The 23265-nt window shown below is 49.2% G+C and carries 17 protein-coding genes and 1 pseudogene; 7 read left to right on the top strand and 11 right to left on the bottom strand.

Going from position 1 to position 23265, the window contains the following annotated elements; translation table 11 throughout:
* Positions 1-10: 10 nt before the first annotated feature.
* Positions 11-1882 carry an MFS transporter gene (locus tag D908_RS12960; protein ID WP_005523590.1) on the top strand — a complete coding sequence of 624 codons (1872 nt, stop codon included), beginning with the start codon at positions 11-13 and terminating at the stop codon, positions 1880-1882.
* Positions 1883-2105: 223 nt separating this feature from the next.
* Positions 2106-4121, top strand: a complete 2016-nt coding sequence (locus tag D908_RS0119095) for a methyl-accepting chemotaxis protein (protein ID WP_082320913.1) — start codon at positions 2106-2108, stop codon at positions 4119-4121.
* Positions 4122-4182: 61 nt separating this feature from the next.
* Here D908_RS0119095 and D908_RS12955 read toward each other — a convergent pair whose 3' ends face one another.
* Positions 4183-4725, bottom strand: coding sequence for a helix-turn-helix domain-containing protein (locus D908_RS12955; protein ID WP_000128682.1), 543 nt, complete (start codon positions 4723-4725; stop codon positions 4183-4185).
* Positions 4726-4819: 94 nt separating this feature from the next.
* Here D908_RS12955 and D908_RS12950 point away from each other — a divergent pair, with 94 nt between their 5' ends.
* A complete protein-coding gene (locus D908_RS12950) occupies positions 4820-5980 on the top strand; it encodes a benzoate/H(+) symporter BenE family transporter (protein WP_000677200.1) in 1161 nt (386 codons plus the stop codon).
* Positions 5981-6062: 82 nt separating this feature from the next.
* Here D908_RS12950 and menE read toward each other — a convergent pair whose 3' ends face one another.
* The 6 genes and pseudogenes from menE to D908_RS12925 all read right to left on the bottom strand — a co-directional run bounded on the left by menE (position 6063) and on the right by D908_RS12925 (position 13246).
* On the bottom strand, positions 6063-7496 hold the full coding sequence (gene menE, locus D908_RS12945) for an o-succinylbenzoate--CoA ligase (RefSeq protein ID WP_005523596.1): 1434 nt from the start codon (positions 7494-7496) through the stop codon (positions 6063-6065).
* Complete coding sequence (gene menC / locus D908_RS12940; protein ID WP_005523598.1) at positions 7472-8470, bottom strand: o-succinylbenzoate synthase; 999 nt, start codon at positions 8468-8470, stop codon at positions 7472-7474. Before menC ends, menE begins: the two co-directional genes overlap by 25 nt.
* Before the next feature lie 88 nt (positions 8471-8558).
* Entirely contained in the window at positions 8559-9425 is an 867-nt protein-coding gene (gene menB / locus D908_RS12935; protein WP_001140803.1) for a 1,4-dihydroxy-2-naphthoyl-CoA synthase, read from the bottom strand.
* Positions 9426-9449: 24 nt separating this feature from the next.
* On the bottom strand, positions 9450-10241 hold the full coding sequence (gene menH, locus D908_RS12930; RefSeq protein WP_005523600.1) for a 2-succinyl-6-hydroxy-2,4-cyclohexadiene-1-carboxylate synthase: 792 nt from the start codon (positions 10239-10241) through the stop codon (positions 9450-9452).
* Positions 10231-11942: pseudogene (menD, locus tag D908_RS0119100) on the bottom strand (2-succinyl-5-enolpyruvyl-6-hydroxy-3-cyclohexene-1-carboxylic-acid synthase). The gene menH and the pseudogene menD overlap by 11 nt, the downstream one beginning before the upstream one ends.
* Positions 11939-13246: an isochorismate synthase gene (locus D908_RS12925; protein WP_005523601.1), complete on the bottom strand. Its 1308-nt coding sequence runs from the start codon at positions 13244-13246 to the stop codon at positions 11939-11941. The pseudogene menD and the gene D908_RS12925 overlap by 4 nt, the downstream one beginning before the upstream one ends.
* A 214-nt stretch (positions 13247-13460) precedes the next feature.
* On the opposite strand from D908_RS12925, the gene D908_RS12920 reads away from it, so the two are divergent.
* From D908_RS12920 to D908_RS12910, 3 genes are all read left to right on the top strand, one after another.
* Positions 13461-14675, top strand: coding sequence for a pyridoxal phosphate-dependent aminotransferase (locus D908_RS12920; RefSeq protein WP_001179461.1), 1215 nt, complete (start codon positions 13461-13463; stop codon positions 14673-14675).
* Between the two features lie 157 nt (positions 14676-14832).
* Entirely contained in the window at positions 14833-15417 is a 585-nt protein-coding gene (gene yfbR / locus D908_RS12915; protein ID WP_005523602.1) for a 5'-deoxynucleotidase, read from the top strand.
* 182 nt (positions 15418-15599) lie between these two features.
* Complete coding sequence (locus D908_RS12910) at positions 15600-16925, top strand: anti-phage deoxyguanosine triphosphatase (RefSeq protein ID WP_005523603.1); 1326 nt, start codon at positions 15600-15602, stop codon at positions 16923-16925.
* On the opposite strand, the gene D908_RS12905 is transcribed toward D908_RS12910, so the two are convergent.
* Positions 16919-17521 carry a tRNA-uridine aminocarboxypropyltransferase gene (locus D908_RS12905; protein ID WP_000092442.1) on the bottom strand — a complete coding sequence of 201 codons (603 nt, stop codon included), beginning with the start codon at positions 17519-17521 and terminating at the stop codon, positions 16919-16921. The genes D908_RS12910 and D908_RS12905 overlap by 7 nt on opposite strands.
* A gap of 3 nt (positions 17522-17524) precedes the next feature.
* Between D908_RS12905 and rrtA the strand changes: the two genes are divergently transcribed.
* Positions 17525-18076 (top strand): rhombosortase, encoded by a 552-nt coding sequence (gene rrtA / locus D908_RS12900; RefSeq protein ID WP_005523604.1) that lies wholly within the window; start codon positions 17525-17527, stop codon positions 18074-18076.
* Positions 18077-18161: 85 nt separating this feature from the next.
* Here rrtA and D908_RS12895 read toward each other — a convergent pair whose 3' ends face one another.
* The 3 genes from D908_RS12895 to fadD form a co-directional block, all read right to left on the bottom strand.
* Positions 18162-20009 (bottom strand): M3 family metallopeptidase, encoded by a 1848-nt coding sequence (locus tag D908_RS12895; protein ID WP_005523605.1) that lies wholly within the window; start codon positions 20007-20009, stop codon positions 18162-18164.
* 319 nt (positions 20010-20328) lie between these two features.
* Positions 20329-21450 (bottom strand): ribonuclease D, encoded by a 1122-nt coding sequence (rnd, locus tag D908_RS12890; RefSeq protein ID WP_022579349.1) that lies wholly within the window; start codon positions 21448-21450, stop codon positions 20329-20331.
* Between the two features lie 109 nt (positions 21451-21559).
* Entirely contained in the window at positions 21560-23260 is a 1701-nt protein-coding gene (fadD, locus tag D908_RS12885) for a long-chain-fatty-acid--CoA ligase FadD (protein WP_005523608.1), read from the bottom strand.
* Between the last annotated feature and the right edge of the window lie 5 nt (positions 23261-23265).

The following is a 23265-nucleotide window of genomic DNA, read 5'->3' on the forward strand; positions in this document are numbered from 1 at the left end:
TGGGGGAAACATGGCAAAGTCCACCTCGGCACTTTTAACTGAGCGCCGTTTTTTACCCTATTTCATTACTCAGTTTCTCGGTGCCTTTAACGACAACATTTTTAAAAATGTTTTGTTACTGTTTGTGGCCTTTGCTGGCCCTCAAGCCCTCCCCATCTCCAGTAATCTTTTTATCAATCTCGCAGCAGGGTTATTCATTCTGCCTTTCTTTCTGTTTTCTGCTTCTGCCGGTGTACTGGCTGATAAACTGGAAAAGTCGCGCTATATCCGCAAAGTGAAACTGCTGGAAATCGTCATCATGCTCGGTGGAGCCATCGGTTTCCTCACCCAAAGTTACGGCATTTTATTGTTTCTGCTGTTTTTGATGGGCACACAATCCGCCTTCTTTGGCCCAGTCAAATACGCGCTGCTGCCACAACAGCTGAAATCGGAAGAGTTAGTCCCCGGTAACGCCTTAGTGGAAACCGGAACTTTCCTAGCCATTTTGCTCGGCACTGTGGGGGCTGGCGTGATTGCCTCAGCAGACTACGCACACTACTTTGCAGCTGCCGCTGTGTTAATTTTTGCGCTACTCGGCTATCTCTCCAGTCGAGCTATTCCGCTTGCACCTGCCAGTGCACCACATCTCGATTTTCGCTGGCAACCGATCGCTCAAACCAAACAGACGCTCCGCATTGCTAAGCGCGATCGCGCTATCTTCCAATCCATTATGGCGATCAGTTGGTTTTGGTTCCTCGGTGCTGTTTATCTCACCCAATTCCCTAATTTCACTAAGCTTTATCTCAATGGTAATGAAGCAGCGGTTTCTTTCCTGCTTGCCTTATTTTCGATTGGTATCGCCGTTGGCTCACTGACCTGCGATAAACTCTCAGGACATCGAATTGAAGTGGGCATTGTCCCGCTGGGCAGCATTGGGATCAGCTTATTTGGTTATCTCATGGCCACCAGCATTCCGGCTGATCTGCCCGTTTTCACCACTTTTGCTGACTTCGTTTCTTATTCAGCATTATGGCCGCTATTTGCTTACTTATTACTGATTGGTGTGTTTGGTGGCGTGTTCATTGTTCCGCTGTATGCCTTGTTGCAGCAACGCGCCAAAGTCACCGAACGAGCCCAAGTCATCGCTGCGCTCAATATTTATAACTCGCTGTTTATGGTAGGCAGTGCGCTACTGGGTATTGTATTTCTCAGCATATTGGAGATGAGTATTCCGCAACTGTTTGCCTTGCTTGCCGTACTCAACGTGCTGGTTGCCTTGTATATTTTCCTACAAGTGCCGATTTTTGCAGTGCGCTTTCTGGTGTGGATACTGACTCATACTCTGTACCGAGTTCGGCACAGAAATCTGCACCATATACCGGAGCAAGGTGGCGCTCTACTGGTGTGCAACCATGTGAGCTATATGGATGCTCTACTGCTCAGTGCGGTTTGCCCACGTTTGATTCACTTTGTGATGGAAGAAGAGTACGCCAATCTGCCACTGCTCAAACGGTTTTTGAAACGCGCGGGGGTAATCCCCATTTCTGCCAACAACCGAGCTTCACTTCGCCGAGCCTTCACTGAAATTGAACACTCATTGAGAGAAGGAAACTTGGTGTGTATTTTCCCTGAAGGCCGTTTAACGGCGGATGGCGAAATGAACCCTTTCATGCGGGGATTGGATTTAATCCTCCACCGCAGCCCGGTTCCGGTTATCCCTTTGGCGCTTAAAGGTTTATGGGGCAGCTATTTCAGCCGCCATAGAGGGCGAGCTTGCCAAGGTCTGCCAAACCGTTTTCGCTCACAACTAGAGATTGAAGCTGGATTTCCTGTTCTTCCCGAACTCGCCAATGCTACCGTTATGCAAGAAAAAGTGGCTCAGCTACGCGGTGACTGGCGGTAATTCTTCTCCCTCCCTAGCTTTACGCATAACGTTTTGAAGTTGCAGTGAATAACACTGCAACTTCAGTTCATTGCACCGAACTACCATTCTTTTTCCTCCCAACTAACCAATGACACCTCTAAAACTGTTCTAGACTCAAAGTCACATAACATACTCTTTCAGCCTTTAATCCCTGCTTCAAAGGTTTCGTCGAGTAAGATCAGATTGGTTAGGAGACTCTTTTATGAGAGTAAAAACACGGATATTGCTTACATTTGGACTCGTAGGAATTATTGTTGCGGCGCTAGGGCTGTGGGCGGTAAAGACCATGTACTCCAGCTCAGCCTCCCTGAATTACATTGTCGGACCCGCATGGAATACAGCGGATGGTGCCATGGAAACTTCAATCAAAATCGAAGCTCAGATGCTTGCCGTCAGTCGATTGATCCTCGGAGGCGACAGACAGGAGGTTGAAACCACCCTTAAAGGTGCGATTGAAGATGTCGATAATGCCTCTTCACGGATGATTCAGGCAGGGCTGCTCAGTGCCGAACAATCCCGTCAATTCTCTCAATTCAACGCACAATATCAGAAAGCACGTGATGAGCTGATATCAAGTTACGAAACGTATATCCAAAGTAAAACCACTTACGATAAATCGACCATCGAGCTCGTGGATTTTGGAGAGAAACTGGAAGCACTCGGTGATACGGCCGTTGAAGAATTAGAACGAGACCCAACTCGAATGCTGACATGGGAAACCGATGTCGTGAAACGTTGGCAGGCAGCAGATGGTGGCATGGAGTCAAACATTGGACTACTGTGGAAAATGTATCACACCCAGCGTTTACTGGATGGGCAAGATGATCAAGCCCAAATGAAAGCCATTGAACAAGCCATTACATTCCAAAAACAGGCTAACCAAGAGATGTTCTCCACTGGGCGATTTGATGTATCCGCAGGCCCTGAATGGAAAGAGGCCAGTTATTCCGAAGTGTTCACCCAATTAAACTCGCAGCATGAAAAGGCTATGACGACAGTGATAGACAACTATCGACACTATCGTGAAACTTATGCGCAATACACCACCCTCTCTCGAGATTTTCTGAATTTCATCGCCGAATTAGAAAGCATTGCGGATAGTAAAGTTGAGCAACAATCTGATGTTACTTTGCATGAACAGGCCGTTGCCATCGCCACTTTTGAGGTGTTGACGGCCGCAAGCATTGTCATCCTCTGGATACTGGGTTGGATTCTAGGCAAACAAGTTTTGTCTCCCGTAGAACGTTTGTTAGATAGAGTAACCGATATTTCCGAAGGCAACGGTGACTTAACCCTGCGAGTCAATATTTCAACGAAAGATGAGTTTGGAGCATTAGGCAACGCAGTAGACAAGTTTATTGAGAAAATTCATTCCCTCGTCACTGATATCAACCAATCCATCAACACAGCAAAAGTTGCCGTGGGCGATCTCTCTTCTACATTTAAAGTAACCGCTGATGCAGTCAATAAGCAGACTATTGAAGTCAACGCCATTTCCCACGCCGCCACCGAAATGACCGCTAATGCTTTGCAAGTCACGAGTGGTGCCAAAGAAATAAGTCAGTCAGTTTTAACTATAGACAAAAACGCACAGAATACGCTCACCAATGTAAGGCAAGCGGCCAGTGCCGTTAATGAATTGGTTGCTGAAGTGACTCAAGGCACGGAAACCATCAACTCGTTGAAAAATCATGTCACCAGTATTGAACCGGTCTTAGCTGATATCAACGGCATCGCCGAGCAAACCAATTTACTGGCACTCAATGCCGCTATAGAAGCCGCTCGTGCAGGTGAGCAAGGGCGTGGTTTTGCGGTTGTTGCAGATGAAGTGCGCTCCCTCGCAACTCGAACTCAAGGCAGCACCAACACCATTCAAGAGAGCATCACTCAGCTACGCAGCAGCGCTGATGAATCGGTAAGAGTGATTAACAACAGTATGCTAAAAGGAACCAAAACGACTGAAATCACGTCACTGGCTGAAGAGTCGTTACACCAAGTGGCTGTTGAAATCACTAAATTGACGGAAATGAATAAGCAGACTTCAGTTGCCATCACCCATCAAGAGCATTCGGTAACCAATATCTCGTCCAGCGTTTCTCACCTACAAGCACTTTGCCAAAGTGCTCAAGAGAAAATCCAGCAGAGCGAGCTTACTATTTCATCGCTCAAAGCTAAGCAAGACGATTTGGCACTGAAGGTGAGCAAATTTAAGATCTAATGACAGGAGGATTCTGGCAGTTTTGTTTCCGTATACCAAAGCTGCCAACTTCTTAGACTTATCAGCCTCTTGGATAAGAGACAATATTTTGAAACACAGCCTTGTCGGTTACCGCCGCGTAACCGTGGGGCTGGTCGCTAAAAAAGCGAATGTGCTCTCCTTGTTTCAGCTCATGCCATTGATCATCAAAAAACACCTTCATAACCCCCTCCAAAACGTGAATGTATTCAATCACCCCTAATGCATGAGGTGATGACATCTGCTCGTGATGGTTAAGCAGTGTAATTTCAAACATCTCCAAACCAGAGTCCGCTGCATAAGGAAACAAGGTATGAACTTTCATGTTGGGATCATCAGGAAAGGAGCGCTCACTCGATAACAGCTGCGGATCATTCGCAAAAAAGGCGGAAAATGAAGCCTCAAGACCACTGGCAATTTTCCAAAGCGTCGCGATGGTGGGACTCGATTCGCCGCGTTCAATCTGACCCAGCATGGCTTTGGAAACGCCCGTAAGTTGAGCTGTCGCATCCAGACTCAAGCCTTTGCTTTTGCGCAGTACTTTTAATTGATTAGCGATTTGTGACTTAAACATAGCGTCAGTCATGCGGAAAACCTCTTATTGTGCGCTATAACGCACAGAGCTATACTCGAAACGTGCGTTATTACGCACAAACACTTTACCCAAAAAGGAACCCATGATGAAAGGATTATTCAATCTCAGTCACCTCTCTGCGGGCTTTACCACGGTTTTGGTTGGCTACACGAGTTCAGTTGTGATCGTGATTCAAGCCGCTACAGCCTCAGGTGCCAACCCTGCTCAAATCGAAAGTTGGTTACTGACTTTGGGTGTGGTGATGGGGTTGACGTCACTTATTTATTCTTGGGTTTACAAAACGCCCATCTTAACCGCATGGTCAACGCCGGGCGCAGTGATGCTGGCTGCAACGGCGGGTCAATACTCGTTACCGGTCGTGATTGGGGCGTTTATGTTCTCCGGTGTGTTGATCGCTCTCACTGGCATGATCACGCCTTTGACTCGTGCACTGAGCAAAATTCCGGTTCCTCTTGGCACGGCCATGCTCGGCGCTATTTTGCTGCCCTTTTGTGCCAAAGCTTTTACTCCACTCACCCATACGACCGTGTTTTTTTTCCTGCTGTTTGCCAGTTATTTGTTAGCCAAACATTTTGTGCCTAGATACACCATGTTGGTACTGCTGATTGCATGCATCGGTTGTTCTATCGCTCTGGATAGCTTTGCTGACACAAACCTCTCATTAAGCATTGCAACACCGCTTTGGGTTGAGCCGGAGTTTGATTGGTTGGCTTTGCTCAATCTGGCTCTGCCGCTTTACCTCATCACCATGCTTTCGCAAAACTTACCGGGGATTGCGATGATGAAAAGCTATCAATATGAAGCGCCGATCAAACCGATTTTGCTCGGAACCGGATTGACCAACATGCTCGCCGCTCCCTTTGGTGGTTTTAGCGTGAACTTAGCCGCGATTTCAGCTGCGATCTGCATGGCAGAGGAAGTCGACAGCGATAAAACTCAGCGTTATCGCGCAGTGATGTGGGCAGGTGTGTTTTATTTATTGGCAGGGATTTTTGCTGCTGCGGTGGTCAACCTTTTCCTCGCACTCCCCCAGCCTATTTCTGCCATGCTTGCCGGTTTAGCCCTGCTCGGCACTTTGATGATGTGCCTGCACACCGCCTTTAAAACAGATGAATATCGTGAGCCAGCGCTGTTTACTTTTATCATCACGCTTTCTGGCGCAACGCTGTTTGGGATGAGTGCAACCTTGATTGGCCTTGTGGTGGGTTTGGTCTACTTACGTTTGAGCGCGACATCGAAAAAATAACGGCAAGAGAACGCTACTCAAATGGCTTGGCGTTACAGTTAAGCAGTAAATATCGCTGCTGCGACTTCAAGCTATCCGAGTATTACAATAACTTAAACGTGGTTTGGTACGTGTCCAGCCAAGCTTTGACGGCTGCACGAGACACCTTAATTCCCCCATCCAGCAAAGTATCGGGGAGTAAAAAGTACATGATAGGCCATTTGAATTTTTCGAGTTTGCCTTGGCACCAAGCATCACCGATGGCTTGACTCCACTGTGCTTCACTACGAATAATCGCAACAGGTCGCGCACCATACTCATTATCTTGAACTGGCACTACGATCGCCACTTGCACATGAGGGTGCTGATTTAATACTGCCTCTATCTCTTCACAGTGAATATTTTCACCGCCAGAGATGAAAAGGTTATCGGCACGACCATCAATCAGCAGGTTGTTGCCCTGCCAGCGACCGAGATCTTTGCTGTCAAACCAACCCTGCTCATCAGTGAAAGGCACTAGCTGACCTTGCCGATAATAGCCTTGTGCCAACGTTTGCCCACCGATATAAATCCGCCCATCAACAATGCGCAGCTCACGATGAGCCAAAAGCTCACCATTGCCCGCAAGTCCATCAACACGCTTTGCGGTAACCGTCGAAGCCGCTTCGGTCATGCCGTAGCCCAGCCAAGTATCAATACCGCGCTTTGCCGCAGCTTCGGCGAGTTCAACGGGGATATGGCTGCCACCAAGCAGAACACGTTGGAGCGTCAATGGGCAGCGACTGTCCAATAGACGTTTAAGCTGAGTAGGCACCAGTGAAGCATGGGTCACGCCGGCAATATCGCTTTGCAGATCACCCACTCCGATTTTGAGTGTTGCACCCACTGCAAGCCAGCGATAGAGGATCGCCACACCGGAAATGTGATACAGCGGCAAACTCAGTAACCAACAATCTGACTCAGTAAAAGCGAACTGAGTCAGCAAACCGCGTGCCGAAGCCAAATGTTGCTGATGAGTATGCACGACGGCTTTGGCTGCGCCCGTCGAACCCGAGGTGAAAATTAATGTCGCCAGTTGTTCACAAGAGAACTGGCTAGAGACTTTCTCATCATCAACGGTTTCATCCCGCTCATCGGGCAAACTCAGGCGATGGGCATTAAGCTCCGCAATCTCTTCTTCACTCAGCGCGCAAGAAGGTGCTAGCCAAAGGTGCTTTGGACTTTGCTCCGCATAAAGCGTGGCGAGCTTTTCCTGCAAACGAGCCAAAGGTTGTGGTGCGACAAAAGAGCACAGTGCGCCCACTTGAGTGCAGGCCAAAAACCACAGCACAGTGTGCAGATGATTTTTCCCCACCAGCGTCACTACCTCTCCAGCTTGCACCCCTTGCTCACGCAGCGCTTTGGCGTAGTGTGCGACTTGGCGGTCTAGGGCTTGCCAAGTCAGTGTTTGCCCGGCATGGTTCAGCGCGACCTGATTGGGGTCGCGCTCAATCCAAGCATGCCAAAGGCTGTTCACAGGGCCGGTTCCGAGCGCCATACGATTTGCTGCTCTTGCAGAGTAACCACGGGCAGTGAGCTATTTGGCCAAGGCGTTTCTAACTGAGCACGGAATAACCCAATCGTATCCAGTCCCGGCACTTCATTAGGCAGTAATTTATGCGCCAAACGCGCTAACTGGTTCAATCCTAAGCTCGACTCTAAGCTAGAACTGATCACCGCTTGCAACCCAAGTGCTTTCGCTTTCTCGACCAAAGCCTCAACCCGGTACACAGAACCAACCAAGGTCGGTTTGATCACTATGGTCTTCACGCCAAGTAAATTTTCTAAAGCAAAATCTGCATCCCGAACCGCTTCTTGTAAGGTTTCGTCCCACGCAATTGCAATACCGGTATCAATCGAAAATGCGATGCTTTCACTCGGCGACTGGCATGGCTCTTCCAGGAAGGCGATACGGCTGCGTAAAGACGGCGCGACGTATTGAGCAAATTTAAGCGCTTTGGCAGGAGTCCACGCGCGGTTGGCATCCAAACGCAGCGTTAAATCCGGCATCGATTCCAAGAATAGATTGACGAGCATGCCATCACGGATCGGCTCATACAGTCCAACTTTAACTTTAGCGACTTTCTGCCCCGGCAAATTGTTCAACACGGGCAACAGATCATCAGGATCGCCCGTGCACAGCGGCGCAACATAGTAGTTGCCTTGTGTGGGCAGCGCTTGTTCTAGCTCGTAGTGCGCCATCGAAATACCAAAGGCGACCGAAGGATGCTGAGCATCCCACTCGATAGCGTGACCTTTGACCCACTGCTCAAGCAGCGCTTGCGCTTGTACGCCCGCTTCTTCCAGCGTTTCACGACTAAAGCCGGGCAGCGGTGCAATCTCGCCGCGTGCAGTACGGCCGTTTTCGGTCAGTTCGACAATAAAGCCTTCACGCTGAGTCAGTTTCTCATTGCGAAGGATGACACCACTATCCATCGGCAGTTGGTAGCGATAGAGGGTTGCATGACGCATGCTGATCTCTTCCTATATCCAATACATCCACATAAACCGACGTTTATGCTCAAAGAGAAAGAGCGGCAGGACGCCGCTCTGAGAAGAATTATGGGTTACGCGGGAACTTGTTGAAGTCCGGGCGGCGTTTTTCATTAAACGCATTACGACCTTCCTGACCTTCTTCGGTCATGTAGAACAGCATGGTCGCGTTGCCAGCCAGCTCTTGCAGGCCAGCTTGGCCGTCACAGTCTGCATTAAGTGCCGCTTTCAAGCAGCGAATCGCCATTGGGCTGTGTTGCAGCACTTCGCGACACCAGCGCACGGTTTCTCTTTCCAGCTCTTCAACTGGCACAACCGTGTTCACCAGCCCCATATCCAACGCTTCTTGGGCATTGTAGAAACGGCACAGGAACCAGATTTCGCGCGCTTTCTTCTGGCCGACAATACGCGCCATGTAAGAAGCACCCCAGCCGCCATCGAATGAGCCCACTTTCGGGCCAGTTTGACCAAATTGTGCATTTTCTGCCGCAATGGTCAGGTCACACATCATGTGCAGAACATGACCTCCACCCACTGCCCAACCGGCTACTGCCGCAATCACAGGTTTTGGACAGGTGCGGATCTGACGTTGAAAATCCAGCACGTTCAGGTGGTGAGTACCAGAATCATCACGATAGCCGCCGTAGTCGCCACGGATCTTCTGATCGCCACCGGAACAGAACGCATCTTCACCTAAACCGGTCAGAATAATTACGCCCACCTTGTCATCGTATCGAGCATCTGACAGCGCGTGGATCATCTCTTTCACAGTCAATGGACGAAACGCATTGCGCACTTGTGGTCTGGCGATGGTGATTTTCGCAATCCCATCTTCAGACTTGTGGTAGTAAATATCTTGATAGTCACCGGTGCAATCTTGCCAAATCACTGGTGCGTAAAGTTCTTGCTCAGAAATGCCTGTAGTTTTAGCCATGGTGGTTCCCATTGTCGTTATCACTCAATCTGCGATCGAGTGGATCATCGCTTGTACAATCTTTGCGAAGGCTTGCGGCTGTTCGTGGTGTACATTGTGGCCGGCCTGCGCAACCTGACTGTAACTCAACCCGCAATGCTGTGCGAGTTGCTGAAATTTATTGTCTTTCTCGCCACACACATAGTGTATCGGTAGAGTAAGTGCTTGTAGTGCTGGCAATAAATAGGGCTGCTTAGCCAAACTTGTTGCCAGTAACATATGTGCTACTGATGAACCAAGATTAGCACTACGTTGCGCAATTAAAGTTTGTCTTTGCTCATGGTTTAGTGAACTAAATACCGCTTGCTGATACCAATCGCTCAACACATGCTCAATCGGTTGCTTAGAAAATCGCTGCGCCCATTGTTGATCATTTTGCCAACGCGCCGCTTTTTCCTCGTCATCTTGCAGTCCGAAGTGACCGCCTTCGATGACAGCCCCTCGCAGATTAAGGCGCGAAAAAGCACCCTGAGCTAACCCATTCATGATTAATCGCCCGCCAAGCGAGTACCCAACCAAAATGACTGGCACCTCAGGTGTTAGATATGATTGTACGGTTTGTTCAATCATGGCGACCGCTTGAGCAAAATCATCACAATGCAGTTCTGGGTTTGCGCCATGACCAGAAAGATCCAGCGTCAATACGGCGTACTTCATGCTAGCCATATGAGAGAGAACCGGTTGCCAATCAGCACCACTGCCAAGCAAACCATGCACCAACACCACTAAAGGTGTTCGTACAGTAGGCTTGGCAAAATGCAGCGTGCTAGAGAGCATGAAGTTGCGACGTCAGTTGTTTGATGTGCATAGAGGCCTGCTGGGGTGGTGTTTTCACTTCGATCAGTAAAGTGCCAACACTTTGCGCGAAATGCTCTTCCACCAAGGTTTGGTAATGCTCTAAGGTTTGTGCAGCGCAATACGCCAAGCCAAATTGCTGGGCTGCGTGGGCAAAGTCCATTCCATGCGGCATTTGATAGAGCGCTTCACGCTGCTCACTCGGCACAGGGAGGAGATCGAAAATTGCCCCACCATCGTTATTCGTCACCACAATCACTGTCGGCTGCGGTGGATTGCGCATCAGCGCTAGCGAGTTGAGATCGTACAGCAGCGAGGTATCACCCATCAGCATGAACAGAGGTTTCTGTCGTGCACGTTGAACGCCTGACGCCGTCGCAACTAAACCATCAATGCCGGATGCACCGCGATTAGAGAACACTTCACGCCCATCGAGAGCGCTGAACATATCCACCAAACGAACAATCAGGCTGTTGCCCAAAAACAGATCCGCTTGCGTGGCTCGCTCGGTTAAATCCAACGCCAGAGCCACTTCACTTAGAGCAGAAGAAGAGAAATGCAACTGCGCCAATTGGCGAACAGATTGCGCATAACGCGTTAACTCATCCGCCCAGCCCTGCTGCGTATTTTGACCCGCTAAGCGTTTACTGAGCAAAGCTTCTACCCAGTTTGGAATATCACACACCCACTGCTGCTGCATCGCATGCCAAGGGTTGTTACGCTCAGTCTGTGGCGAAACATAGTGATATTCACCACGGGCTTGCCCACACCAATTGGCTAACCATTGCGCTAAGCGTTTAGAGACAATTCGTGAACCAAACTGTACCACGACTTCACACTGATTGAGCACATCACGCGCAGGTTGATGTTGTAACCACAAATCGAAATGCGCCCACTCACTGCTGATTCCCGATTGCGGATCACACAGTAGCGGCCAGCCCATCGCTTGCGCAAAACGCTGCGCGGCTTGTGCTTCATCAGATGTCAACGAACCGACAATCACCACACCTTTGACTAAAAAACCGTCCAATGATGAAGGTACGCTTTGCGCCAAAGTTTGGTGACGCTCAGTATAGGACGTTGATGTTCGCGCCATCTTTGCACACTGGCCAGATAAGGCTGATAAATCGCTTCATCACCAGCCGAATACAAAGGTTCAGGAAACGGGCAATTGATATGTACACTGCCACCGAGCAGGGCTTGGCGAGCCATTACATCATCAATCGTAGTGAGTAACCAAGGGAGTGGATGGTGTATCGCAGGACTTGGCAGCTCAAGGGTTACATTAACGTGATGAGAAAAAATTCCAGATTGAACAATGGCTTGATTCGCACCGCAACCCACCAGCTCTGGCGGGCGATCCGCAGTGAGTACCACTAAACGTTCACCAGTAAGTTTGGATTCGGCAATGGCAGGCAACAAGTTCGCCACCGCGGTGCCCGAAGTCACGATCACCGCTACTGGCTGTTGGCTGGCTTTCGCTAGACCCAGCGCCATAAAACCTAAGCCGCGCTCATCATAGTGAGTATGTAGAGTGAACGCCGCATTGGCATGTGCTTCAAGCGTCAAAGGCGTAGAGCGAGAGCCCGGAGCCACACACACTTGTGTTACGCCTAAACGGCTTAACTCTTCGAGTAAAACTCGCGACCAAAGGCGGTTCAGTAAGGCTTGGTCGTGGTTCATGAGGCCACTCCCAGCGGTAGACGGTCGGTAATCAAACTCAGTAAGGTAGAGAGCTTTTTATCCAGCTCCTGCCATTCATGCTCAGCAATCGAGCCCGGTACAATACCCGCACCCGCAAAAAGCTGAACTTCTTTATCCACCACTAAAGCACTGCGAATCGCCACACAAAACTCCGCTTGTGCATGGCTAAAGTAGCCCATAGAACCGGCGTACCAACCGCGCGCAAAAGGCTCATTTTCAGCAATAAAAGCCAGCGCACTTTGGCGTGGCAAACCCGCGACCGCAGCCGTAGGTTGCAACACACTCAGCAGTTGTACACCATTGATACCCGATTTTAATCCCGCATCAATCCGCTTTTTCAGGTGTTGTACTTTACGCAAGCGCACTAACTGAGCTTCACTCTGGCTATGAATTTGCTCTGCGTATGGCGCAAGACTTTCAATAATGTCTTCCACTACCAGCTGATTTTCATTGAGGTTCTTGCTGTCGTGGGCCAACCAGTTCGCTAATTCCATATCTTGTGCGGCATTCATACCGCGACCAATCGTACCAGCAAGCGCTTCGGTTTCGAGCGTTTGGCCGTGACGCAAATAGAGCCGCTCCGGAGTCGACCCCATAAAGCTATGCCGAAAATCGAGTGCCAGTAAAAAATGAAAACTGTGATGGTTTTGCGCATGACTGGCTTTAAGCAGTTGAGCCGCACTGATCGGCACATCCAGCGAAAGCTTGGTTTTACGCGCCAGTACCACTTTTTTAAACTGCTGCTGAGTAATCCCACTCAACACTTTCTCAACTAAATCATTCCACTGCGGAAGTGTTGGCGTATGTTCAACGGTATTTACTTCTGCCGTCATAGAGCGCAATGTGGGCACTTCGAGCAATAATTTTTGCAGCGCGCTGAGAGTGCGTTGTGGTTCATTGTTCAGGTTGACTGACAATGACCAGTGATTATCAAAACGACTCAGTTCAATCTGCGGCAAAAAGAAGAAAGAGGACATACAGCGTGGATTTTTCGGTGTATGACCATCAAAAGATCGGCCCCCCCAAACACGTTGGTCATCGCCTAATATTGCGTAAGCCGGTGCGGGATCAGTAAAAGTGTAGACTTGGCCTAGTGCAACCACCTCTTCACGAGTATCACGCGACTGCCAATAAAATTTGGGGAAAATCGGTTGAGCATCAAGCCAGTCAATCAGCGCAAACGGTGGCTTATCGGCCAGCGGCTGAGTAAAACGAACATCATGATCCTTCGCGCCACGGATTTGCTCCATCAATTGAGCAACGGCCTGAGAAAAATGCAACAAAGCGACCTCGTACGGAGTGAGATTCGGTAAACTGTGGCTACTCTATTGAGAGAGCCTTATGAAATCAAGGTTATGGGGTATCTTTTGCTCCACCAAGTGATCGGCGCAACATGTACTCGGATTTTAACCTGTTTTCACAATAGATTTTTATTCTAAAAATTGACAACTTAGTGTAGCTTGAACAAGCAAACAGTTCATTTTCAGGAAAATTACAATGCAAAATATCGGGATGTCGTCAAAACTCGATAATGTCTGCTATGACATTCGAGGACCAGTACTTAAACATGCTAAGCGCATGGAAGAAGAAGGGCACAAAATACTGAAGCTTAACATCGGTAATCCTGCCCCATTTGGTTTCGACGCCCCAGACGAGATCCTAGTTGATGTGATCCGTAACCTGCCGACTTCGCAAGGTTACTGTGACTCTAAAGGCATCTATTCCGCTCGCAAAGCGGTAGTGCAGTACTACCAGAAAAAAGGTATCCGCAGTCTGGACGTCGAAGATGTGTACATCGGCAACGGTGCTTCAGAGCTTATCGTGATGGCGATGCAAGCCCTGCTGAACAACGGCGATGAGATGCTGGTACCCGCCCCAGATTACCCACTGTGGACAGCCGCGGTTGCACTTTCTGGCGGCAAAGCTGTGCACTACATCTGTGACGAAGAAGCCGATTGGTATCCCGATCTCGACGATATTCGCAGCAAAATCACTCCGAAAACCCGTGGCATTGTGCTGATCAACCCAAATAACCCAACGGGTGCAGTGTACAGCCGTGATTTCTTACTGGAAATCGTTGAGATTGCTCGCAAGCATAAGCTGATCATTTTCGCCGATGAGATTTACGACAAAGTACTGTATGACGGCGCAGTACATACCTCAATCGCCACCTTGGCAGATGATGTGTTAGTGGCGACTTTCAATGGTTTGTCAAAAGCGTACCGCGTTTGTGGTTTCCGTGGTGGCTGGATGTTCCTGACTGGCCCAAAACAACAAGCGCAAGGCTACATTGCGGGGCTGGATATGCTTGCCTCGATGCGTTTGTGTGCCAACGTACCAATGCAGCACGCGATTCAAACCGCATTAGGTGGCTATCAAAGTATCAATGAACTGATTTTGCCGGGTGGCCGTTTGCTGGAGCAGCGTGACCGCGCATGGGAACTGATTAACCAGATCCCGGGAATTTCCTGTGTGAAGCCAAAAGGTGCTATGTATCTGTTCCCGAAAATCGATACCAAGATGTATCCGATCAAAGATGACCAGAAAATGGTGCTCGATTTCTTAGTGCAAGAAAAAGTGCTGCTGGTACAAGGCAGCGGCTTTAACTGGCCAAAACCGGATCATTTCCGCATTGTGACTCTGCCACATGTTGAAGATCTGGAAATCGCCATCGGTCGATTTGAACGCTTTATCACCACTTATAGCCAATAACAAACTGGCAGCAAGTCCCAAAACGACTTGCTGTTATGGGTAGGCGAAACAGGCTCTCTTTCGGTACACTGAAGAGAGCCTTTTGTTTTTTAACCTTCCCTCTTCAATGTATTTTGCACGTTGAAAGGGAATCCATCAGCAAGGAAGTGAGAGCGCTATGCAAGAGAGCCATTTTTTCGCCCACCTCGCGCGCATGAAACTGATTCAGCGCTGGCCATTAATGCGTTCCATCTCCAGTGAGAACATTTCTGAGCACAGCCTGCAAGTTGCCTTTGTGGCCCACGCGCTGGCGGTGATCAAAAACAAAAAATTTGGCGGAACGCTCAACCCTGAGCGCATTGCTGTTCTCGCCATGTATCACGATACCAGCGAAGTGCTGACGGGTGATTTGCCAACGCCCATCAAATACTTCAATCCTGAGATCGCCAAAGAGTACAAAAAAATCGAAGCGGCGGCAGAGCTGCGTTTATTAGAGATGCTCCCAGAAGAACTGCGCGAGGATTTTCGCCCGTTTCTGGTGTCTAACGCGGCCGACCCGCAAGAGAGTGCCATCGTTAAGCAAGCCGATGCGATTTGCGCATATTTGAAATGTTTGGAAGAGCTCAGCGCAGGTAACCACGAATATGCCCAAGCGAAAAAGCGCCTCGATGTGACTTTGCGTGAACGGCACAGTGAGGAGATGGAGTACTTTCTGCAAACCTTTGCCCCAAGTTTTGAACTAACACTGGACGAAATCAGCTAAGTCACTATAACTTAAGACATTGTAGCGTATACCCAAACGACTTGGAGTTGCAGGTAGGCGGCAAGTGAGTGAATTCCCATGAGCATAGACAGACTATGTGATTCGGGTGAACGAACGTAGCCAACACCGCTGCAGCTTCAAGTAGGAAGGGTATAAAATAAAACCGTGCAAGGAGTAACGCGATGCAAGTATCCCTAAGCCCTGAGTGGTTAGCTCGTAACAACGATGAGCACAAAATTCGCCGCAACGATCACCGCAGCCCATTTCAGCGCGATCGCGCACGCATTCTGCATTCGGCGGCTTTTCGGCGCTTGCAAGCCAAAACTCAAGTCCACGGTACTAGCTTGAATGACTTTCATCGCACTCGCCTCACCCATTCACTGGAAGCGGCACAAATCGGTACGGGCATCGTCGCGCAAATCAAACTCAAACAACCAGAATTTCGTGAGCTATTACCTTCTGATAGCCTGATTGATTCACTCTGTCTTGCTCATGATATTGGTCATCCCCCTTATGGGCATGGCGGTGAAATTGCACTCAATTACATGATGCGCGATCACGGTGGCTTTGAAGGCAATGCGCAAACTTTTCGCATCGTCACCAGCTTAGAACCTTACACCGAGCATCACGGTATGAACCTGTCGCGCCGCACGCTACTGGGACTTTTGAAATACCCTGCTCTGCTGAGTGCCACGCGTGCCGCTACACCACCTCCTTCGGTCGCCCACCAACGCCAACTGAAAGCCAAAGATTGGTCGCCAGCGAAAGGCATATACGACTGTGATTTAGCCAGTTTGGACTGGGTACTCGAACCTCTATGTGAAAGTGACCGTGAATTGCTGGGGCAAATGCGCGCAGAACCCAACTCACCCAAAGAGCATCGCAAGACACGCTTTAAATCGCTTGATTGCTCAATCATGGAACTGGCGGATGACATCGCTTACGGCGTACATGATCTGGAAGATGCCATCGTGCTTGGCATGGTGACGCGAGCTCAATGGCAAGAAGCCGCAGCGGCACAGCTTGCCGAGTGTGGTGACCCTTGGTTTGAAGAGCATATTGCCGAGTTGAGTGACATGCTGTTTTCTGGCAAGCACTACGTACGCAAAGATGCGATTGGCGGCATTGTGAATGCGCTTTTAACCAGCATCAGCGTGAAGCCGGTTGAAGCGCCCTTCCATAATGAACTCTTGGCCTTCAACGCTTATATCGAGCCGCACATGGGCGCTGCACTTGAAGTGCTCAAACACTTTGTAAACCAATACGTGATTCAAATTCCGCAGGTACAGCGCTTTGAATACAAAGGTCAGCAACTGATCATGGACTTGTTTGAAGCGCTAAGTGCTGACCCTGAGCGCCTACTGCCACAAGCCACCGGCGAAAAGTGGCGAAAAGCCCAAAAGCAAGATGAAGGAATGCGCGTGATCTGTGATTACATTGCGGCGATGACCGATGCATATGCGCAGCGACTGCATCAGCAACTCTTCTCGGCACAGAGTCATTACTGACGGTAATTTCGCTCGAAAACGCCTTCCGGCATCTGATCGATCTGATATTGAATCATGGCATCAAACACCTTAAGCAGTGGCGAAAAGTCACGCTCAGGTTGCCACTGCTGGAGCAGATGGTACCCCGCCTCCACAGTAGAAAGCGCTGTATCATCCGGCGCTTTGCGAATTCGGTAATGCCCAACACACTCGACCGGCAAACGCAGACTCGGTAAATCATGCAGTTGAGTGTTGATTTGCCACATCTTGTAGGCTTTTTTCCACGTCCCATCGAGCAAAATCACCCGCTTTTTGCGCGCTGTCGCAAGGCTTATCTCGGTGCATTCTTGCGCATGTTCATTCGGGTAAAGCACATAGTGATCCACATCCGGCTCTGCCAGCAGTTGGTTTAACTCGTCATGCTCACGAAAATCTTCACCCACTAACAGCCGACAATTGTCCAATGACAAGCTGAGAATGCGCGCGGTACCCAATGGGCGCTTTTGTTCCGTTGGGTGTTGAAGAATGATAAGCTCAACCGCACTTTCCAGCGCGACAATTGACGGACACAAGCACGCTTTACGCGCTTTACCACACTCGGAACAATAACGGGACATGACGTGAATCTTTACCTGCTGTTATTGGCTATAAGCCTGTTGAGTTTAAGTCTGCAGTGGCCACCACTGCATGAGCTGACTCTGTGGCACTTCAGCGCCATAGAACAAGGTCAATGGTGGCGCATCCTAGCAGGAAACTTCGCACACACCAACTTTGCCCACTGGGCGATGAACCTTGCCGCATTATGGATCATCAGTTTTGTGTTTAAACCCACGCCACGTCAGCTGCTGATCCCTCTGGTACTGATCAGCCTTGCGGTGGGGGGGATGATTTTAGCTTCCGATATGCAGTTTTATGTTGGGCTTTCTGGCACCTTGCATGGTCTATTTGCTTACTACGCGCTGAATGAAGCCCTTAATGGACGACGCAGCAGTTGGCTGTTAGTGCTTGGCGTTATCGGTAAGGTGGGATGGGAGCAGTGGTTTGGCGCATCTGCCAGTACCGCAGAACTGATTGGCGCACGAGTAGCGACGGAAGCCCATTTGGCTGGTTTAGTCAGCGGTTTGTTGCTTGCTGCTGGGCATTTCTTCTTGCGGCGTAAACTATCGCAATAAACACGATAAAGAAGGCCGAACATTATACGTTCAGCCTTTTCTTCTCTTACTTTTTTAGTCGTTGAATGCCACTTAAAAACACCAATTAGCAGCCGTATTCTTTAGCAATATACGCCTCAAATTGGCGGCACAGCTCCTCATCCGAATCACGGTTAGAAGCCAACTCAGTGGCGCCATCAATCACTCGAATCTGCGCATTTAATGAAGCGGGTTTGGTTTGCTTACGCGTCTCCAATTGCACCATTTTGTGCTGCTGCTTTTTCCATGCTTCTTCCGGAGTTAAGTTACAGGCATCCGCAAGATAGCGAGCATTAAAGCCTTCGCCAGTAAGGTTCACAATAGTGTCATTGTGAGAAAGTGCGTTACCTTGATACCAATAATGCTTCGCCAAGAGTGGCCCAATGGCAGGGTTATCGGTGAGATAACCAAACTGCTCAAGGAAATAAGCGCGGGTTTGGTATACCGCCATATGTGCCAACAAGTAACCGTGATAAGCACACGCCGATTCATCTGATAACAGATGCGGGATCGCCATCAGTGGGCGCGGACTGCATTCTAGGCCGATAATACGCTTTTCGGTTGCTCTGGCCAGTTCGGTAACTCGCTCTGCGGTCAGCTCTTCCTCGCTCAGTTCATACAATGCTCGCTCAAAATACGGCACTAACAAAATACTGCGCTCTTCGTAAGCTTTAAACGGTTGGCGGCTAAACACCATGGCTTTAATGGTTTCGTCAGGTACGGTATTACCCTGCGCATCTTTGGCGTAGGTTTTCAACCAGTCGGCATCCATCAATAGGCTGTCGCAGAACATGGATTGCGTTTCGGCGTACGCCATAGAAGTTGGTGCAAATTCTTGTGAAAAACACGGCGCGTTCATCTTCACATTAGCAAAGTGCGCCGCGTGCCCACCTTCATGGAACAAGGTGTTGATGCCATCGTAACCACTACCCACCTGATCTGGCTTCGCATTACTGGTGAAATTGACTTTCGCCGCCACCCACTGACCTTGGTCGTAAAACGCCGGAATTGGCCCATGGCAGAAACCGTTTGGATATTTGCCTTTGCGATCCAGCAAATCGAGCGTAAGCTCAGCGCCACTAAATTCAATGTTGAGGCGACCAAAAGACTCCACCCAACGACGCAGCGATTGTGAAAATGGCACGTAAGGATCCAGCTCACGCATCACATCGCCCGCAAACGAATAGATGAAGTTATGTCCTTGCAGCGCTTGCTCACCTTTACTTTGTGCAAGTTCCGCCAAACTGGTGAAGTGGCGATCACGCGTGCGCTGTTCAAAATCATCCAAAATGGTGAACAGTTGCTCAGTGGTCATCTTCTCTTTTTTGGCAACCGAGTAATCAAAAAAGGTTTGATAACCTAAGCTGCGTGCAAAATGGTTACGACGCTTCACCAGCTCTAACAATCCATTTTGTAATAGCCACTGTTCTAAACCCAAGAAAGCCTGATGTGCGCTGCGACGTACCGCTTCTTGATCATGAGTACGCACCGTGGAACCCAAAGTGACAATCGAGGCTTCGACTGCTTCGCCCTGTTCGTTGGTGTAAGTCAGCACATGCTTCTGTTTTTTCTCAAACAAATCGGCCTCAAATTGGATTAATCCGGCTTTGAGTGACTGTGCTTGCTCTGATTCCAGCGCATGACTTTCAAACATCGCGAACCAGCCTTGTAAGCCCGTTAAGGTTTGTGCTTTTTCTTCGCTATCGGTGATCTGTTCTGCCAATTCGATTTGCTGGCGAATTTCCTCAATCCGCGCACCATTGCTCAGAAACTGAGTCCACTCGGTTTGTGCTTGCGCGGAACCCGCATGATCGTCACTCAGCCCCATGTAGGTATCCCAGAAGAAATCTTCTTTGACACGATGGATGTTCAGATAACGGTGGTTAAGTTGGTTGAGGTAGTGTGTCGCAGACATAACAATCCTTATTGATGATTTTCCTTGCTCTTCTTGTCGAGATTAGAAGAGTCGATGAAGGCGCATTATCGCACGATGCTGCACAATGCGAGCAGGCACTCCGAGAAATGCGATAGAGCCTACTGTCCATTGAATTTTACTGGCGGAAAAAATACGTGAATAAAACGCCTACCCTCAAACTAAATAAAGCACTTCTCCCCAAACTAATTGGCGCTGCAGGTAGGCGGCAAGTGAGTGAAACCCCATGAACATAGATAAACTATGTGATTGGGGTGAACGAACGTAGCCAACACCACTGCAGCGCCAAGTAGGAAAGGGATTATTTCGAGACGAGCGTATTAAGCTTTTCACCCAGTAGTGGCAAACGCCACCCTTGCATCAAATCAGGCAAGCGGGCTGGGTCACGATCGCGTTTCCACACCCAACTCAGCAGCTGGTTAAGCTGTTTTTTCGACGCCAGAAACTCAGTCGCAAGACCACTGGTGTTCGAAACGCTCTTTACTTCATCTTTCAAACGTTTGAACAACTGCTTGTAACCTGGGTATTCCATAATCGGCACGATTTCTGGTGGATACGCATCGGCTGGCGTTTCCAGTGCCGCCTTCACCATAGCGATAATTTTGCTGCTATGACGACGGATCGCATGAGGGTCTACACCCTCTTCTTCCATGCGTTTCGGGCTACGGAGTGCCAAACGCGAAATGGTCAGTAAGTCCGTTTCTTTAATCACGAAGTTCAGCGCCAAATCTCGGTTCACTGCTTCATGATAACGCCATGTTGCTAATGGTTTGAGGATCGCCAGTTCTTTAGGTTTAAGCTGCCAAGCACCTTTGATGTCTAAGTAAGCGAGCTCTGGGTTGCTGACTTTGGTGCGCTTCGCGACTTGCAGTTCACTTTCTTGCAGCGCCGCTTCCCACCAACCGGCGTGAGTCACTCGCTCCAGCAATTTTTCGTACATCGGCAACAGATAGAACACATCGGCCGCTGCGTATTCGAGTTGCTTGTCACTCAGTGGGCGTGCTAACCAATCGGTGCGTGATTCGCTTTTATCTAACTCAACTTGCAGTTGATCTTGCACTAACGCCGCAAATCCGGTGGATAAACCGTAGCCCAAAAACGCGGCCATAATCTGAGTATCCACCATAGGGAAAGGAGTACAGCCAAACGCGTTCTGGAATACTTCCAAATCTTCGCCACAGGCATGCAGCACTTTCAATACGGAAGTGTCCTGCAATAACTCGACAAACGGTGTCATTTCATCAATCACAGTCGGATCGATCAGCGACAGGTTTTCCCCATCAAACATCTGGATCAATCCCAGTTGTGGGAAGAAAGTACGGGTGCGGACAAATTCAGTATCCAGCATCACCACATCCGCATCACGGGCGGCAAGACAGACTCGTTGTAGATCGCCAAGTTGGGTAATAATTTGATAATTCACAGATAACTCGCTGTTGTTGCTCAAAAGAAGAGACACTTCTTTTGAAAGAAAATGCCGGCAGTTAAGGCCGGCATTCTAACATTAAAAAACACTCGCAGATGGATACAGCTTATGCGCTTTCTTCAGCCTTTGCCGCTAATTGTGCGTCATTTTCTTCGCGTAGCACACGACGCAGGATTTTACCTACGTTGGTTTTTGGCAGATCCTCACGGAATTCGATCAGCTTAGGCACTTTATAACCAGTCAGATGTTTACGGCAGTGAGCAATGATTTCCTCTTTGGTCAGGCTTGGATCACGCTTCACCACGTAGATCTTCACTAACTCACCAGAAGCATCATTTGGCTGACCGATCGCTGCCACTTCAAGCACTTTGCCGTGAAGCGCCACCACATCTTCAATTTCATTTGGATAGACGTTAAAGCCAGAGACCAGAATCATGTCTTTCTTACGATCGACAATGTGGATCAAACCTTGGTCATCAAATTTAACGATGTCGCCCGTCGATAACCAACCATCGGCATTCAGCACTTCTTTGGTTGCTTCTGGACGTTGCCAGTAACCTTGCATGACCTGTGGACCACGCACTTGAAGCTCACCGACTTGATCGTTAGACAGTACATTGCCTTCATCATCGATAATGCGCACTTCGGTTGAAGGCACAGGCAAACCAATGGCTCCGGTGTAATCGGTCAAGTCGTAAGGGTTACCCGTTACCAATGGCGCACATTCGGTCAAACCGTAGCCTTCCAGCAAATGGACACCGGTAGTCTTTTTCCAACGCTCAGCAACAGCGCGTTGTACCGCCATACCGCCACCCACAGCTAACTTCATGTTTTTGAAGTCCAGTTCGTGGAAATCTTCGTTATTAACCAGCGCGTTAAACAGAGTATTTACGCCAGTAATCGCCGTGAAGGGGTACTTTTGCAGCTCTTTCACAAAACCCGGGATATCACGCGGGTTAGTGATCAGTAAGTTGCGGCCACCCATTTCAATAAACAGCAGGCAGTTTACAGTCAAGGCAAACACGTGATACAGCGGTAGCGCTGTAACCACCAGTTCACGACCTTCTTGCAGCACAGGGCCATAAGCACCTTTGGCTTGCAGCACGTTTGCCACCATGTTGCGGTGAGTCAGAATTGCGCCTTTAGCCACACCCGTTGTACCACCGGTGTATTGCAGGAAGGCAATATCTTCACCTGACATAAACGGCTTCACATATTGTAGACGGCGACCTTTGTGCAGCGCCTTACGCATCGAAATCGCGCCCGGCAGATCGTACTTAGGTACCATGCCTTTAACATATTTCACTACGAAGTCGACAACCGTGCCTTTCGCGCGTGGCAGCATCTGTCCCAAGCTGGTCAGAACCACATGCTTCACCTGAGTATTCGCGACGATCTGTTCTAAGGTGTTGGCAAAGTTTGAAACGATCACAATCGCGCGCGCATCTGCATCATTCAGTTGATGCTCTAGCTCACGTGGGGTGTAAAGTGGGTTCACGTTAACTGCGATCATACCTGCACGCAGTACACCAAACAGCGCCACAGGGTATTGCAGCAAGTTCGGCATCATCAGGGCGACACGGTCACCCTTCTTCAATTTCAGATCATTTTGCAGATAAGCCGCAAATGCACGGCTGCGCTCTTCCAGCTTACGGAATGTCATCACCGCGCCCATGTTCATGAAGGCTGGCTGATCCGCGTACTTATGTACCGATTGTTCAAACATTTCGACCAGTGATGGGTACTGATCAGGATTAATGGTTTCCGGTACGTCTTTCGGATAACGTGAAAGCCAAGGTTTATCCACGGTAA

Source organism: Vibrio mimicus CAIM 602 (assembly GCF_000338875.1).
GTDB lineage: Bacteria > Pseudomonadota > Gammaproteobacteria > Enterobacterales > Vibrionaceae > Vibrio > Vibrio mimicus.